General features: G+C 71.4%; 11 protein-coding genes. 9 read left to right on the forward strand and 2 right to left on the reverse strand.

The window, feature by feature from the left end:
- Nucleotides 1–193: 193 nt before the first annotated feature.
- Both AB0I77_RS40425 and AB0I77_RS40430 read right to left on the reverse strand, forming a co-directional pair.
- On the reverse strand, nucleotides 194–1,000 hold the full coding sequence (locus tag AB0I77_RS40425) for a hypothetical protein (RefSeq protein WP_363287818.1): 807 nt from the start codon (nucleotides 998–1,000) through the stop codon (nucleotides 194–196).
- Nucleotides 991–2,742: a phospholipid carrier-dependent glycosyltransferase gene (locus AB0I77_RS40430; protein ID WP_363287819.1), complete on the reverse strand. Its 1,752-nt coding sequence runs from the start codon at nucleotides 2,740–2,742 to the stop codon at nucleotides 991–993. The genes AB0I77_RS40425 and AB0I77_RS40430 overlap by 10 nt, the downstream gene beginning before the upstream one ends.
- 141 nt (nucleotides 2,743–2,883) lie before the next feature.
- Between AB0I77_RS40430 and rsmI the strand changes: the two genes are divergently transcribed.
- The 9 genes from rsmI (at nucleotide 2,884) to AB0I77_RS40475 (ending at nucleotide 14,927) form a co-directional block, all read left to right on the forward strand.
- Nucleotides 2,884–3,741, forward strand: coding sequence for a 16S rRNA (cytidine(1402)-2'-O)-methyltransferase (gene rsmI / locus AB0I77_RS40435; protein ID WP_363287820.1), 858 nt, complete (start codon nucleotides 2,884–2,886; stop codon nucleotides 3,739–3,741).
- A gap of 275 nt (nucleotides 3,742–4,016) precedes the next feature.
- Entirely contained in the window at nucleotides 4,017–4,409 is a 393-nt protein-coding gene (locus tag AB0I77_RS40440) for a hypothetical protein (RefSeq protein ID WP_363287821.1), read from the forward strand.
- Between the two features lie 61 nt (nucleotides 4,410–4,470).
- Entirely contained in the window at nucleotides 4,471–5,370 is a 900-nt protein-coding gene (locus AB0I77_RS40445; RefSeq protein ID WP_363287822.1) for a TatD family hydrolase, read from the forward strand.
- Between the two features lie 133 nt (nucleotides 5,371–5,503).
- On the forward strand, nucleotides 5,504–6,850 hold the full coding sequence (locus AB0I77_RS40450; protein WP_363287823.1) for a ubiquitin-like domain-containing protein: 1,347 nt from the start codon (nucleotides 5,504–5,506) through the stop codon (nucleotides 6,848–6,850).
- A 68-nt stretch (nucleotides 6,851–6,918) separates the two neighbouring features.
- Nucleotides 6,919–7,809: a 16S rRNA (adenine(1518)-N(6)/adenine(1519)-N(6))-dimethyltransferase RsmA gene (gene rsmA, locus AB0I77_RS40455; RefSeq protein ID WP_363287824.1), complete on the forward strand. Its 891-nt coding sequence runs from the start codon at nucleotides 6,919–6,921 to the stop codon at nucleotides 7,807–7,809.
- On the forward strand, nucleotides 7,806–8,702 hold the full coding sequence (locus tag AB0I77_RS40460) for a 4-(cytidine 5'-diphospho)-2-C-methyl-D-erythritol kinase (RefSeq protein WP_363287825.1): 897 nt from the start codon (nucleotides 7,806–7,808) through the stop codon (nucleotides 8,700–8,702). Before rsmA ends, AB0I77_RS40460 begins: the two co-directional genes overlap by 4 nt.
- Before the next feature lie 347 nt (nucleotides 8,703–9,049).
- On the forward strand, nucleotides 9,050–10,861 hold the full coding sequence (locus tag AB0I77_RS40465; protein ID WP_363287826.1) for an ABC-F family ATP-binding cassette domain-containing protein: 1,812 nt from the start codon (nucleotides 9,050–9,052) through the stop codon (nucleotides 10,859–10,861).
- Nucleotides 10,862–11,054: 193 nt separating this feature from the next.
- On the forward strand, nucleotides 11,055–12,950 hold the full coding sequence (locus tag AB0I77_RS40470; RefSeq protein ID WP_363287827.1) for a PQQ-binding-like beta-propeller repeat protein: 1,896 nt from the start codon (nucleotides 11,055–11,057) through the stop codon (nucleotides 12,948–12,950).
- A gap of 87 nt (nucleotides 12,951–13,037) precedes the next feature.
- Complete coding sequence (locus tag AB0I77_RS40475; RefSeq protein WP_363287828.1) at nucleotides 13,038–14,927, forward strand: PQQ-binding-like beta-propeller repeat protein; 1,890 nt, start codon at nucleotides 13,038–13,040, stop codon at nucleotides 14,925–14,927.
- Nucleotides 14,928–14,959 lie beyond the last annotated feature (32 nt).

Below are 14,959 nucleotides of genomic sequence, written 5' to 3' on the forward strand. Positions count from 1 at the left end.
CAGGGGGCCCTCGGCGGTGCTGATCTCCCATCGGCGGGGCACGCGGTGCCGGTCGGGCCGGTGTCGCTCACCGGTCTTGGTCGCCGCTGGGGCTGACCGGTCGGGGAGGGGGGGCGGCCCGGTGTGAAGCCGGGGACGTGGCTGTGGTGCGGGACGGCGCGGTTGGCGGTGGCGGCCATGGCGACGCGGGCCGTCAGTTGCCGGGCGCGGCGAGGACGTGGAGGGGGCCCTCGGCGGTGCTGATCTCCCAACGGCGCGGGTACGCGGTGCCGGTCGGGCCGGTGTCGCTCACCGACAGGCCGGCGCCGCCGCTGTCGGTCAGGGTGGGGGCGAGCCTGCGGCCCTCGCGGTGGGGGAGGGTCGAGCGGTCGATGACCCAGCGGTCGTCGGTGATCCGGCCCAGCGACACCTCGACGTCGAGCAGCTCGCGGGCGCGGCCCGCGTCGGCGGCCCCCGCGACCAGTTCCGTCAGTGCGGCGTGGGCCGGCAGCGGTTCGCTCCGGCCGCGGGCGTAGCCGAACCAGGACCCCGCCCGCACGAGCAGCCCGGCCTGCCCGGACCGCGGATCCACCAGCTCGACGGCCGCGCAGGGCCCACCGATGTCCCCGGCCGGGTGCCAGTGCTCGACGTACGGCGCGTACAGGCCCTCCTCCACCAGCACCGGCCCGCGCCACTCCAGCCGCCCCGCGTCCGGGACGGCGGCGGGCGGCCGGTAGTCGATGGTGCGCCCCCAGTGGAAGGCACCGTCGGCGTGGGACAGCCGCCCGGCGAACGCCTCCTGCTCGGCGAGAGCGAGCAACTGCTCGAAGGAGAGGTCGTTCAGGCTCCCGGTCCCCCGGGGGTGCGACAGACCGGCCGGCTGGCGCAGATCGGCGTAGCGGGCGGGACCCTGGACCCAGGTGACGGCCGTGGTGGTGTCGCGACCGCCCTCGCCGTCGACCAGGAGAGAGCGCCGCCACACTCCCGCCAGATCGGTGAGTGCGGGGCCGGCTAGACCCATGTGTCCAGCCACATCCGCGACCGCCACTGGTCGATCGGGATCGCCGTGCCCGTGAACAGGGGCCAGAAATAGATGAAGTTCCACGCGATCAGCAGGACCAGGATGCCCGCGCCCGTCGCGCCCGCGACCCGGCGGGTGTCGCTGGAGCCCGGCGGGCCGATGATCGCGCCGAGGAGCATCGCCACGGCCAGGCAGAGGAACGGGACGAAGACGATCGTGTAGAAGAAGAAGATCGTGCGGTCCTGGTAGAGGAACCACGGCAGGTAACCGGCCGCGATGCCACAGGCGATGGCCCCCGCGCGCCAGTCACGGCGAAAGAGCCAGCGCCACAGGACGTACAGGATCGCGAAGCACCCCACCCACCACAGCAGCGGCGTGCCGATCGCCAGCACCTCGCGCGCGCACTTCTCGCCCGCGTCGGCGGGACAGCCGTCCTTGCCGGGCGCGGGGGACTCGTAGAAGTACGACACCGGGCGGCCGGTGACGAGCCAGCTCCACGGGTTGGACTGGTACGTGTGCGGCGAGGAGAGGTTGATGTTGAACTTGTAGACCTCGTGCTCGTAGTGCCACAGGCTGCGCAGCCAGTCCGGGAAGAGCCAGGTCCAGTTGCCGCCCTTGCCGTCGGTCACCGCCCAGTTGCGGTAGTAACCGCCGCTGCCGTTCGCCGGGGAGAGGATCCAGCCCGCCCAGGAGCCGATGTACGTGACGATCGCGACCGGCACGGTGGCCACGAACGCGAGCCCCAGATCGCGCCTGAGCACCGCCTGGTACGGGCGTCCGGCGCCCGCCACCTTGCGGGAGCCGACGTCCCACAGCACGGCCAGCACGCAGAAGAAGACGAGGACGTAGAGCCCGTTCCACTTGGTGCCGATCGCCAGGCCCATCATCAGGCCCGCCAGCCAGCGCCAGGGCCGCCGGCCGAGGCGGGTCGTCTCGGCGATGTGCGCGTCCGGGCGGACCAGGCCGTCGGAATCCGCCGGAAGCGCCGCCGCGAGTTTCTCGCGTGCCCTGTCGCGGTCGACGACCAGACAGCCGAACGCGGCGAGCACGAAGAACATCAGCACGCCGTCGAGCAGCGAGGTGCGGGCCATCACGAACGCCAGGCCGTCCACCGCCATCAGCGCGCCGGCCAGACAGCCCAGGAACGTGGAGCGGAACAGCCGGCGGCCGATCCGGCACAGCATCAGGATCGACAGGGTGCCGAGCAGCGCGGTCATGAACCGCCAGCCGAACGGATTGAACCCGAACAGCAGCTCGCCGAGCCCGATGACGTACTTGCCGACCGGCGGATGCACGACATACGCCGCGTCCGTCGGGATCGGGACGTTCCCGTTGTTGGACAGGATCAGGTCGTTGACGTTCTTGTCCCAGTTGACCTCGTAACCGCGGTGGACCAGCGCCCACGCGTCCTTGGCGTAGTACGTCTCGTCGAATATCACCGCCTTCGGGCTGCCCAGGTTGTGGAACCGCATCAGGCCCGCGAACAGGGCGACAAGGATCGGACCGCCCCAGGCGGACCAGCGGGTGATCCGCTCGGCGAGCGTCCTGGACACCCCGAAGACCTGCCACAGCCGCGGGCTGGGCCGGACGTACGGCGGCACCAGGCGTTCGCGGACACCGCTGCCGTCGCTTCTGGGCCCCGCCGCATATCCGAAACGGCGCAGCCGCTGCTGCCACGACGGCCGCTGGTCCTGAAGGGCCTGCTCCTGCCGGGTGTCCATGGAGGACGCGGTACTGGTCACCGCGCCATCGTAGGGAACGGCGCTGTGTGAGTCCCGCGCTTGGTGGCAGAGGTGCGGATGCGTCCGCCTTCCACCGGGTGCGGGGAGGATCTTCCACGGGCGCCGGGAGGATCTTCCGCGGGCCCTGGGAGGATGGGAGGCGTGACAGTCGAGCCCGGAACCCTGGTCCTTGCCGGTACTCCCATCGGCGACACCGCCGACGCCCCGCCCCGGCTCGCCGAGGAGCTGGCCGGTGCCGATGTCGTCGCCGCCGAGGACACCCGGCGGCTGCGGCGCCTCACGCAGGCGCTGGGGGTGACGCCCAAGGGGCGTGTGGTGTCGTACTTCGAGGGCAACGAGGCCGCTCGTACGCCCGAGCTGGTCGAGGAGCTCGTCAAGGGCGCGCGCGTGCTGCTCGTCACCGACGCCGGGATGCCGTCGGTCTCCGACCCCGGGTACCGGCTGGTCGCCGCCGCCGTCGAGAAGGACATCCGGGTCACCGCCGTACCCGGCCCGTCCGCCGTGCTCACCGCGCTCGCGCTGTCCGGGCTGCCCGTCGACCGCTTCTGCTTCGAGGGATTCCTGCCCCGCAAGGCGGGCGAACGGCTGTCCCGGCTGCGGGAGGTCGCTCACGAGCGCCGGACGCTCGTCTACTTCGAGGCCCCGCACCGGCTCGACGACACCCTCGCCGCCATGGCCGAGGTGTTCGGCACCGAGCGGCGGGCCGCCGTCTGCCGGGAGCTGACCAAGACGTACGAGGAGGTCAGGCGCGGCGGGCTGGGCGAGCTGGCCGCGTGGGCGGCGGAAGGCGTACGGGGTGAGATCACCGTCGTCGTCGAGGGCGCGCCGCAGAAGGGGCCCCAGGAACTCGACGCCGAGGAACTGGTCCGGCGGGTGCGGGTGCGCGAGGAGGCGGGGGAGCGGCGCAAGGAGGCGATCGCCGCGGTGGCCGCCGATGTCGGGCTGCCGAAGCGCGAGGTGTTCGACGCGGTGGTGGCGGCGAAGAACGCGGGGGCGTGAGCTGAGGGGCGCCGGGGGAGGGTGTGAGCCGGGGTTGTGAGCCGGCGCACTATGCCCTCTGAGCAGGGCGTATCTCCTCTGAGCGAGCGCCCCATGGGTGGGCAAAGAGCCATCGTAAAAGGCAAAGCCCGGACCGGGTCAACAGGGCGCTTTGGCAAGGAACGCCCAAATCGGCTCCAACACTCGACAGGCCTGCTGCGCTCGTGCTGGTGGAGGCGTCCACTGGGTTGAGGGGCATACCGGCCCCTCGCCCCAGCGGACAAACAGGAGCTGGCATGAGCGAGATCGCAGCGCGGACCGACCTCCGCGCCGGTGCGACGGCTGTCGTCAACGAGTCGTATTCCTTCGCCTGCATGCGCTGCGGGCACGGGTGGGAGCAGTCGTACGAGATAGAGCACCACGTGGACGCCGATGGCCGGGAGTTCGTGATGTACGTGGTGAACGGCCAGGTGGTGCCCTCTCCGCTCAGCAGGCCCTCCTGCGCGAACTGCGACCACCGTGTCGTACGGATCATGCGGCCGGGGCGGGTCGCGTCGGCCCAGGACGCGGCGCACTCGCAGCGGCCCGCGGGATCGGTGAAGGCGCCGACGGTGGACGGGGAAGGCACGGAGCAGCACCACTGGCATCTGTCCGATCTCCTGCACGCGTTCCAGCGCCGGGCGAGCTGAGCCGATCGCCGGCAAAGATCGCCGGCAAAGGGGGGCCATGCCCCTTTCGTAGGATCGGGGCATGCCTTCGAACACCTCCGGCACCGCGGACAAGCACGGCAAGAACACAGCGCCGCCCCTCCCGGAGCCACTCCGGGTTCCGGTCGCCGACTCCCACACCCACCTCGACATGCAGTCCGGGACGGTGGAGGAGGGGCTCGCGAAAGCCGCGGCGGTCGGGGTGACCACGGTCGTGCAGGTCGGGTGCGACGTACGCGGCTCGCGGTGGGCCGCCGAGACGGCCGCGCGGTACGACGCCGTACACGCGACGGTCGCCCTGCACCCCAACGAGGCCCCGCGCATCGTCCACGGAGACCCCGACGGATGGTCCCGGCAGGGCGCGCGCACGCCGGGCGGGGACGCCGGGCTCGACGAGGCGCTCGCCGAGATCGACCGGCTGGCCGCGCTGGAGCAGGTCAAGGGCGTCGGCGAGACGGGACTGGACTACTTCCGCACCGGGCCCGAGGGCAAGGAGGCGCAGGAGAGGTCCTTCCGCGCCCACATCGAGATCGCCAAGCGGCACGGCAAGGCCCTCGTCATCCACGACCGCGACGCCCACGCGGATGTGCTGCGCGTCCTGAAGGAGGAGGGCGCCCCCGAGCGCACGGTGTTCCACTGCTACTCCGGGGACGCCGAGATGGCGGAGATCTGCGCCCGCGCCGGATACTTCATGTCCTTCGCCGGCAACGTCACCTTCAAGAACGCCCAGAACCTGCGTGACGCCGTGGCCGTGGCCCCCCTGGAGCTGCTCCTGGTGGAGACGGACGCCCCCTTCCTCACCCCCGTGCCGTACCGCGGACGGCCCAACGCCCCGTATCTCATTCCGGTCACGGTGCGCGCCATGGCCGCCGTACGCGACATCGACGAGGACGCGCTGGCGTCGGCAGTAGCGGCCAACACGGCACGTGCGTTCGGCTACTGACCTGATCTACTGACCGATACCGACCGACCCGAACGCAACGCTGGGTAGTCGCGTCGCTTTGGAGAGTGACGATCGCTCCGCTAGGTTCCTGGGGCCCGATCCTGACCCCTCTGGCTCCCTGGAGCGTGTCGGCGTGAGCAACTCGCAATTCCAGACGTACGAGACGTATGACCAGACGTACGAGCCGCATCAGCCGTGCCAGCCGTACGAGCTGTGCCAGCCGTACGAGCCGTACGAGCCGTACTTGCCGTACGAAGACACGTACCGGCCCGCTTACGAGACGACCGCGGCGACGCCCGGGCCCGAGCTGCCGCGGCAAAGCGCGCCAGGCGGGCGTCCAGGTGGGCGTGGCGCGCGTCGGCGCAAGGCGCGGTACGCCGAGCGCTCGGACGGCACCATGCGCCGTCTGCTGCCCCAGGCGCTGGTCGTCGCCTTCCTCGCGGGCGGCACCACCGCGTTCGTCGCCGACGACAAGGCGATCGAGCTGAGCATCGACGGCACACCGCGCACGCTGCACACCTTCGCCGACGACGTCACCGAACTGCTCACCGAGGAGGGCGTGGCGCTCGGCGCGCACGACGTGGTCGCGCCCGCCCCCGGCGAGGAACTCGCCAGCGGCGACGAGGTCGCGGTGGAATACGGGCGTCCCGTACTGCTCACCCTCGACGGCCACCGGCACGAGGTGTGGACGACGGCACGCACGGTGGAAGGGGCGCTCGAACAGCTCGGGGTGCGTGCGGAGGGCGCGTACCTGTCCGCTGCGCGCTCCCGGCGCATCGGACGCGAGGGCCTCGCGCTGGACGTACGTACCGAGCGCTCCGTGACGATCATGGCGGACGGCCGGGCGCGCACGATCCGCACGAACGCGGCGACCGTGGGCGAGGCCATCGAGGAGGCCGGGATCACGCTGCGCGGGCAGGACACCACGTCCGTCCCGTCCGGCAGCTTCCCGCGCGACGGGCAGACCGTCACCGTGCTGCGGATCACCAGGACGAAGGAGGTCCGCGAGGAGCGGATCCCGTTCGAGGTGGAGCGGACCGACGACCCCTCGCTGTTCCGGGGCACGGAGGTCGTCGAGCGGGCCGGGCAGCCGGGGCTGCGGCGGATCACGTACTCCCTGCGCACCGTCAACGGCGTCAGGCAGAAGCCGCGGTGGATCAAGTCCGAGGTGGTGCGCGAGCCGCGCGCGCAGGTGGTGAAGGTCGGGACGCAGCCGCTGCCGACGTCCGTGCGGGGCGCGGATCATCTGAACTGGCAGGGGCTCGCGGCCTGCGAGTCCGGGGGCCGGCCGAACGCGGTCGACTCCTCGGGGACCTACGGCGGGCTGTACCAGTTCGACACGCACACCTGGCAGAGCCTCGGCGGGGAGGGCCGCCCGCAGGACGCACCGGCGGCGGAGCAGACGTACCGGGCGAAGAAGCTGTACGTACGGCGGGGGGCCAGTCCTTGGCCGCACTGTGGGAGGCGGTTGCAGGGGTGAGCGGGGCGAGGGGGGCCTCCGCCCTGTACCGTCACGGCCCCTCCCCGCCGCCCCGTACCCTTGTCGCCGTGAGCAGCAGCCCCACCCCAGACGCCCTCCTCGGGCCCGCCGAAGTCCGTGAACTGGCGGCCGCCCTCGGCGTACGCCCCACCAAACAGCGCGGCCAGAACTTCGTGATCGACGCGAACACGGTCCGCCGTATCGTCCGCACCGCTCAGGTCCGCCCCGACGACGTGGTGGTCGAGGTGGGACCCGGGCTCGGCTCGCTCACCCTGGGACTGCTGGAGGTGGCCGACCGGGTCGTCGCCGTCGAGATCGACGACGTCCTGGCCTCCGCGCTGCCCGCGACCGTCGCGGCGCGGATGCCTCAGCGGGCGGACCGTTTCGCGCTGGTGCACGCCGACGCGATGCACGTGTCCGAGCTGCCGGGCCCCGCCCCGACGGCGCTGGTGGCGAATCTGCCGTACAACGTCGCCGTACCGGTCCTCCTCCACATGCTCGAAACCTTCCCGGGCATCGAGCGCACCCTCGTCATGGTCCAGTCGGAGGTCGCCGACCGCCTCGCCGCCCCGCCCGGCTCGAAGGTCTACGGCGTCCCCTCGGTCAAGGCCAACTGGTACGCCGAGGTCAAGCGGGCCGGCGCCATCGGGCGGAAGGTCTTCTGGCCGGCGCCCAACGTCGACAGCGGGCTGGTCGCGCTGGTACGGCGGACCGAGCCGCTCAAGACGACCGCCTCCAGGCGCGAGGTCTTCGCCGTCGTCGACGCGGCCTTCGCCCAGCGCCGCAAGACCCTGCGGGCGGCGCTCGCCGGGTGGGCCGGGTCGGCCGCCGCCGCCGAGGCGGCCCTCGTCGCCGCGGGCGTCTCGCCGCAGGCGCGCGGGGAGGCGCTGACGGTGGAGGAGTTCGCGCGGATCGCCGAGAACCGCGTCGCCGCGGAGAACGAGGAGCCCGGTAAGTGAGTGTCACCGTCCGCGTCCCCGCCAAGGTCAACGTCCAGCTCGCGGTGGGCGCCGCCCGCCCCGACGGCTTCCACGACCTGGCCAACGTCTTCCTCGCGGTCGGCCTCTACGACGAGGTGACGGTGACCCCGTCCGACGAGCTGAGCGTCACCTGCGCGGGCCCGGACGCCGACCAGGTCCCCCTGGACCGTACGAACCTGGCGGCGCGCGCGGCGGCAGCACTGGCCGAGCGGTACGGCCGTACCCCTGCCGTCCACATCCACATCGCCAAGGACATCCCGGTGGCGGGGGGCATGGCGGGCGGCAGTGCGGACGGCGCGGGCGCGCTGGTCGCGTGCGACGCGCTGTGGGGCACCGGCGCCTCCCGTGAGGAACTCCTCGACATCTGCGCCGAGTTGGGCAGCGATGTGCCGTTCAGCCTGGTGGGCGGGGCGGCGCTCGGCACCGGGCGTGGCGAGAAGCTCCGGCCCCTGGAAGTGGGCGGGACCTTCCACTGGGTGTTCGCGATGGCGGGGCGCGGGCTGTCGACCCCGGCCGTGTTCCGCGAGTTCGACCGGCTGGGCGAGGCTCTGGACATCCCCGAGCCGGTCGCCTCCCAGGAACTGCTCGACGCCCTCGCGAAGGGCGACCCCGACGCACTCGCCGCCGCCGTCTCCAACGACCTTCAGCCCGCCGCCCTCTCCCTCTTCCCGGAACTGTCCGACACCCTCGCGGCGGGCCGCGCCGCCGGCGCCCTCACCGCGCTGGTCTCGGGCTCGGGCCCGACCACGGCGTTCCTCGCGCGGGAGGGCGAGTCGGCGGGGCGGGTGGCGGAGGGGTTGCGGGCGTCGGGTACGTGCCGGACGGTGCGGATGGCGTCGGGGCCGGCGCTGGGGGCGACGGTCCTGCGCTGACCCCCCGGTGCCGGTGCGGGCGGGTGCCGGTGCGGGCGCTGCTGGGGGCTCCGCCCCCAGACCCCCGGCCTGTGCCCACCCACCACCCGACGCGGAATCCAGCCCGTCCGGCGTTTGAGGACGAGGCCGTTCAGGCCGAAGGGGGTCTGGGGCGCAGCCCCAGCGGGGTGCGGGGGCGGAGCCCCGCGAGGGGTGCAGGGGACGCAGTCCCCGCCGGGGTGGAAGGGGCGGAGCCCCTGGGATGGGACGGGTAGGGGCGGCGGGGGCGAGGAAAACCCGGCTCGCGCAGGACCACCCGCCCCGCCGACTACCCTGGAAGGTCGATCGTCCCCCCTGTCAGGAGAGAAATGGCCGTCAATCTGGTCAATGTCGAGAACGTCAGCAAGGTGTACGGCACTCGTGCCCTCCTCGACGGCGTGTCCCTCGGCGTCTCCGAAGGGGACCGCATCGGTGTCGTAGGACGAAACGGCGACGGCAAGACCACCCTGATCCGGATGCTCGCCAAGCTGGAGGAGACCGACACCGGACGGGTCACCCACTCCGGCGGCCTCCGCCTCGGCGTGCTCACGCAGCACGACTCCCTCGACCCGGCCGCCACCGTCCGCCACGAGGTCATCCGGGACCTGGCCGACCACGAATGGGCCGGCAACGCGAAGATCAGGGACGTACTCACCGGCCTGTTCGGCGGACTCGACCTGCCCGGCTTCCCGCAGGGCCTCGACACCGTCATCGGCCCGCTGTCCGGCGGCGAGCGCCGGCGTATCGCGCTCGCCAAGCTGCTCATCGACGAACAGGACCTGATCGTCCTCGACGAGCCCACCAACCACCTCGACGTCGAGGGCATCGCCTGGCTCGCCCGGCACCTGCGCGAGCGACGCTCCGCGCTCGTCTGCGTCACCCACGACCGGTGGTTCCTCGACCAGGTGTGCACGCGGATGTGGGACGTGCAGAAGGGCACCGTCCACGAGTACGAGGGCGGCTACTCCGACTACGTCTTCGCCCGCGCCGAGCGCGAGCGCATCGCCGCCACCGAGGAGACCAAGCGGCAGAACCTCGTCCGCAAGGAGCTGGCGTGGCTGCGCCGCGGCGCCCCCGCCCGTACGTCCAAGCCGCGCTTCCGCGTCGAGGCCGCCAACGAGCTGATCGCGGACGTACCGCCGCCCCGCGACAGCAGCGAGCTGATGAAGTTCGCGTCCTCGCGGCTCGGGAAGACCGTCTTCGAGCTGGAGGACGTCACCGTCCAGGCGGGCCCCAAGGTGCTGCTCAAGCACGTCACCTGGCAGCTGGGCCCCGGCGACCGCATCGGTCTCGTCGGCGTCAACGGCTCTGGAAAAACCTCCCTGCTGCGGGCCATGACCGAGGCGGCCCGGACGGGCGGCGAGGTGCAGCCCGCGGGCGGCCGGGTCGCCGTCGGCAGGACCGTCAAGCTCGCCTATCTCTCCCAGGAAGTCGGCGAACTCAACCCGAAGCTACGTGTGTTGGAGGCCGTCCAGCAGGTGCGGGAGCGCGTCGACCTCGGCAAGGGGCGCGAGATGACCGCCGGACAGCTGTGCGAGACCTTCGGCTTCAACAACGAGAAGCAGTGGACGCCGGTCGGTGACCTGTCCGGCGGCGAGCGGCGCAGGCTCCAGCTGCTGCGCCTGCTCATGGACGAGCCCAACGTCCTCTTCCTCGACGAGCCCACCAACGACCTCGACATCGAGACGCTGACGCAGCTGGAGGACGTCCTCGACGGCTGGCCCGGCTCGATGATCGTCATCTCCCACGACCGGTTCTTCGTCGAGCGGACGACGGACCGGGTCTTCGCCCTCCTCGGCGACGCCACCCTGCGGATGCTGCCGCGCGGCATCGACGAGTACCTGGAGCGGCGGGGGCGGATGGAGGCGACGGCGGCCGCCGCGGGTCCCGCACCCGCCGTCGACAAGGCCCTCGGCACCGAGAAGAGCGCCGCCGACCAGCGCGCCGCCAAGAAGGAACTCCAGAAGATCGAGCGGCAGTTGGACAAGGTCTCCGACAAGGAGACCAAGCTGCACGGCCAAATCGCCGAGAACGCCACCGACTTCGCGAAGGTGGCCGAACTCGACGCCGAGCTGCGGGACTTGGTCGCTCAGCGTGACGAACTGGAGCTGCGGTGGCTGGAACTCGCCGAGGACGCGTGAAGGGTGCGTGAAGGCGCATAACGGCGGCATCACGGGCCGGTCCGCCCTTGGGAACAGGGGCGGAACCGGCCCGTTGCGTTGTCAGTCCCGGGTGATAGAAAGGGCCGTCTGAGAACTTTATGAGTACGCGTCCGGGTCCCTTGCGGACCTCGGGCGTGGCTAAAAATCAGTGATTGAACGGGGGAACGCGCTGATGGCTCAGCCGCCGAATCAGCCGCCGCAGGGTGGCTTCGGAGCGCCGCAGGACCAGCCGCCGGGGCAGGGGGGCTTCGGCGCACCGCCGCCGCCCCAGGGCGCGCCTCAGACGCCACCGCCGCCACAGGGTCCGCCCCAGACGCCACCGCCGCCGCAAGGTCCTCCGGCTGGTGCCCCTCAGCCCGGGTACGGCTACCCGCAGCAGCCTCAAGCGCCTCAGGCACCCCAGGCGCCCCAGCAGCCGCCGGCGGGTCCGTACGCCCAGCCGGGTCCGTACGCCCAGCCCGGTCCCTATGGCCAGCCTCAGCCGACGGGTCCGTACGACCAGCCCCAGGCCGCGGGCCCGTACGGCCAGCCCCAGCCGCCCGGCCCGTACGGACAGCAGCCCGGCTACGGCTACCCGCCGCAGCCGCAGTACCCGGGCGGACCCGGCACCCCGCCGCCCGGCCCCGGCTCCCGGAGCCCCTTCAAGGGCAAGCCCGCGGTCATCATCGGTGCCGCCGTGGCCGTACTGCTCGTCATCGGCGGGACGGTCTTCGCGGTCACCAGCGGCGGCGACGACGAGACCCCCGCCAAGAAGCCGGTCGCTGGGCCGACCGACGACGCCAAGCCCACCGCCACCGAGGACCCGGTCAACTCCGGTGACGGCAGCGGCGACGGCAGTTCGGACCCGGAGAACCTCAACGAGGGCCGGCAGGCCGGCGAGGCGAAGGTGCTCTGGTACAAGGAGGCGCCCGACGCGCCCGGTTCCGGCGCCGACGCCGACGGCATGTGGATCACCGACAAGACCGCGGTGAAGGCGGCGTACAAGCAGCTCTTCGCCTACAACGTCGGGGACGGCAACCCCACCTGGGACCCGATCGCCTTCCCGCAGAAGATCTGCGCGGTCACCCCGCAGAAGACGTCCGCCGACAAGATCGTCGTGGCGTACATGAACGGCTCCAGCGACCGCGCCAAGTGCAACCAGCTCCAGGAAGTCGATCTCAACACCGGCGAGAAGGGCTGGGACGGCGAGGTCGCGGACGGTGGGCTGTTCGACAGCGCGCTCCAGGTCGAGCTGACCGTCACCGGCAACACGCTGATGGTGGGCCGCTCGCAGTCCGGCACGGCGTACGACGTGCGGACCGGCAGGAAGCTGTTCGACAAGAAGAAGTACGGCCAGGCCTGCTTCCCGACCGCGTTCGCGGGCGGCAGCAAGCTGATCGCCGTCTCCTCCTGCGACGCCACCGGGACGAACGAGCACGACGAGATGCAGGAGCTCGACCCCACGACCGGCAAGGCCAAGTGGACACAGAAGTTCGACAAGGGCTGGACGGTCGCGCGGACCTACTCCGTCGACCCGCTGGTCATCTACAGCACCAACGAGGACAAGAAGGCGTGGAACATCTCCACGTTCACCGCCGGCGGCAAGTTCCGCTCGCAGGTCGGCTTCGACGAGGACTTCGCTCCCGAGTGCGGCTGGGCGATCCTGGAGCGTGACCTTCAGGGCTGCGAGGGCGTGGCCGCCGACGCGGACACCCTCTACCTGCCGACCGAGGCGACCACCGGGCCGAACGAGATCGTCGCGATCAACCTCGCCACCGGCAAGGAGAAGTGGCGCGTGAAGTCCCCGGCGGACGAGTCGATGCTGCCGCTGAAGGTCGAGGGCGGCAAGCTCGTCGCGTATGTGCAGCCGTCGTACGACGCGGGCGGCCAGGTCGTCTCGATCCCGACGACCGGGAGCAGCCGTACGCCGACGAAGCTGCTACAGAATCCGGCGGGCACAGCGGACATCGAGAACGGCTTCTACTCGAAGGAAGTCGACTGGATCGACGGGCGCTTCTACATCTCGACGACTCGGCTGACCGGCAATGACGACTCGAAGGAGAAGTTGATGCTCGCCTATGGCAAGTAGCCCTTCTCTTCCCCTGTTTGTCGTCCCCGTCCCCTTCCCGGTCGTCCCCGCCGTCTCGGCCCCCTCCGCTTTCGAGGTACTCACGCCATGACCCAGCCGCCGCCCCCTCCGCCACCCAACCAGCCTCCGCAGCAGGGCGGTTTCGGCCCGCCGCAGGACCAGCCGCCGCAGCAGCCCGCGCAGCCTCCGCAGGGCGGCTTCGGCGCACCTCAGCAACCCCAAACCCCGCCGCAGGCTCCGCCGCAGACCCCTCCCGGTTACGGCTATCCGCAGGCGGCGCAGACTCCACCCCAGCCGCCCCCGCAGGCACCCCCCGGCTACGGCTACCCCGACCAGGCACCGAACCCGTACGGCCAGCAGCAGGCGCCGCAGCAGGCACCGTACGGCCAGCAGCCGAATCCCTATGGCCAGTACGGCCAGCAGCCGCCGGCCGGCTACGGCTACCCGCAGCCGACCATGCCGATGCACCCGCAGCCGGGGCAGGCGGCCGGTGGCGGGCGGAAGTTCAACGCGCAGCTGACCATCATCGTCGCGGCCGTCGTCGCGATCGCGCTGATCGTCGGCGGCGGTGTCTGGTACGCGTCCTCGTCCGGCGACGACACCAAGAAGGACGACACCGCGAGCTCCAGCGGCGGCACCGGCACGGACGGCAAGGAGGGCGACGGCGGCAGCGGCGGTGACAGCGACGGCACTTCGGGCACGACGTCCACCAAGCCGGTGGAGAAGGTGCCCGCCAACCCCGCCTCCAAGGTCCTCTTCCAGATCCCGGCGCCCGAGGTCAAGAGCGACAGCACGGTCGCCACGGCCGGTTCCTGGCTCACCGACAAGGTGTACGCCAAGAGCGGCATCGCCGAGATCGTCGGCTACGACCCCGACAAGGGCACCAAGCTGTGGACGATCCCGCTGCCCGGCCCGGTGTGCCAGGGCAGCAACCACACCACCGCCGACCACAAGACGGCGGTCATCTTCCAGCCCGCGATGCCGACCAAGGCCGAACCCTCGCACGGCTGCACCCAGGTCGCGGTGATCGACCTCGACGCAGGCAAGAAGCTGTGGACGAAGACCGCCAAGGCCGGTGACGAGCCGATCAGCTTCAACAACGTCACCGTCAGCGGGAACACGGTCGCCGTGGGCAGCACCAGCGGCGGCGCCGCCTTCGACGTCTCCGGCAAGCAGCTGTGGGCCCCGAAGCCGACCGACACCTGCTACGACTCCGGCTACGGCGGCGGCGCCAAGCTGGTGGCGGTGCGCAGGTGCGGTACGTACGACGCGGCCCAGCTGCACATCCAGACCATCGACCCGAAGTCCGGGAAGGTGATCTCCGACTACAAGATGGCGACGGGCATCGCGTACGCCAGCGTCGTGTCGACCGACCCGCTGGTGGTCGCCGCCGACGTCGGCGAGGCCGCCGAGGACGGCAGCGGCATCTCGGACTTCTTCTCCATCGACAACAAGACCGGCAAGCTGCGCACGCGCATCTCGGCGCCGAGCGACCAGTACGCGGCCAGCTGTGACGGCATCACCAAGATCGAGGAGTGCCACCAGATCGCGGTCGGCAACGACCGGATCTACCTGCCGACGGAGGAGCACGACGGCGGCGGCGAGTACAGCCAGACCAACGAGATCATCGCCATCGACCTGACCACCGGCAAGCAGACCGGCCAGCGCGCCGACGCCGGCGACGACTACACGATCTCCCCGCTGCGCATGGACGGCACCAACCTGATCGCGTACAAGCGCCCGCCGTACGACAAAGGCGGGCAGATCGTCAGCATCGACGGCGGTTCCTTCAAGATGACGAAGCTGCTGGAGAACCCCGCCACGGAGTCGGTACGGGACGCGGAGACCAGCATGCTCCCGGACTACGCCGAGATCCTGTACTCGCAGGGGCACCTGTTCATGTCCGCGGTGTACGCCAGCGAGCCGACGAGTTCGGACGACAAGGAGTACCTGGCGCTCGCGTTCGGCGCGAGCTGAACCACCTGATCGTGGTGTTGACGGACACGGCC

Origin of the sequence: Streptomyces sp. NPDC050619 (assembly GCF_040654815.1) — a bacterium.
In the GTDB taxonomy this organism is placed as follows: domain Bacteria; phylum Actinomycetota; class Actinomycetes; order Streptomycetales; family Streptomycetaceae; genus Streptomyces.

Excerpts from the sequence above, each read along its gene's own strand:
- AB0I77_RS40470 (WP_363287827.1), top strand. The coding sequence starts at position 11,055 with ATGGCTCAGCCGCCGAATCAGCCGCCGCAGGGTGGCTTCGGAGCGCCG.
- AB0I77_RS40475 (WP_363287828.1), top strand. The coding sequence starts at position 13,038 with ATGACCCAGCCGCCGCCCCCTCCGCCACCCAACCAGCCTCCGCAGCAG.
- AB0I77_RS40465 (WP_363287826.1), top strand. The coding sequence starts at position 9,050 with ATGGCCGTCAATCTGGTCAATGTCGAGAACGTCAGCAAGGTGTACGGC.
- AB0I77_RS40440 (WP_363287821.1), top strand. The coding sequence starts at position 4,017 with ATGAGCGAGATCGCAGCGCGGACCGACCTCCGCGCCGGTGCGACGGCT.
- AB0I77_RS40425 (WP_363287818.1), bottom strand. The coding sequence starts at position 1,000 with ATGGGTCTAGCCGGCCCCGCACTCACCGATCTGGCGGGAGTGTGGCGG.
- AB0I77_RS40445 (WP_363287822.1), top strand. The coding sequence starts at position 4,471 with ATGCCTTCGAACACCTCCGGCACCGCGGACAAGCACGGCAAGAACACA.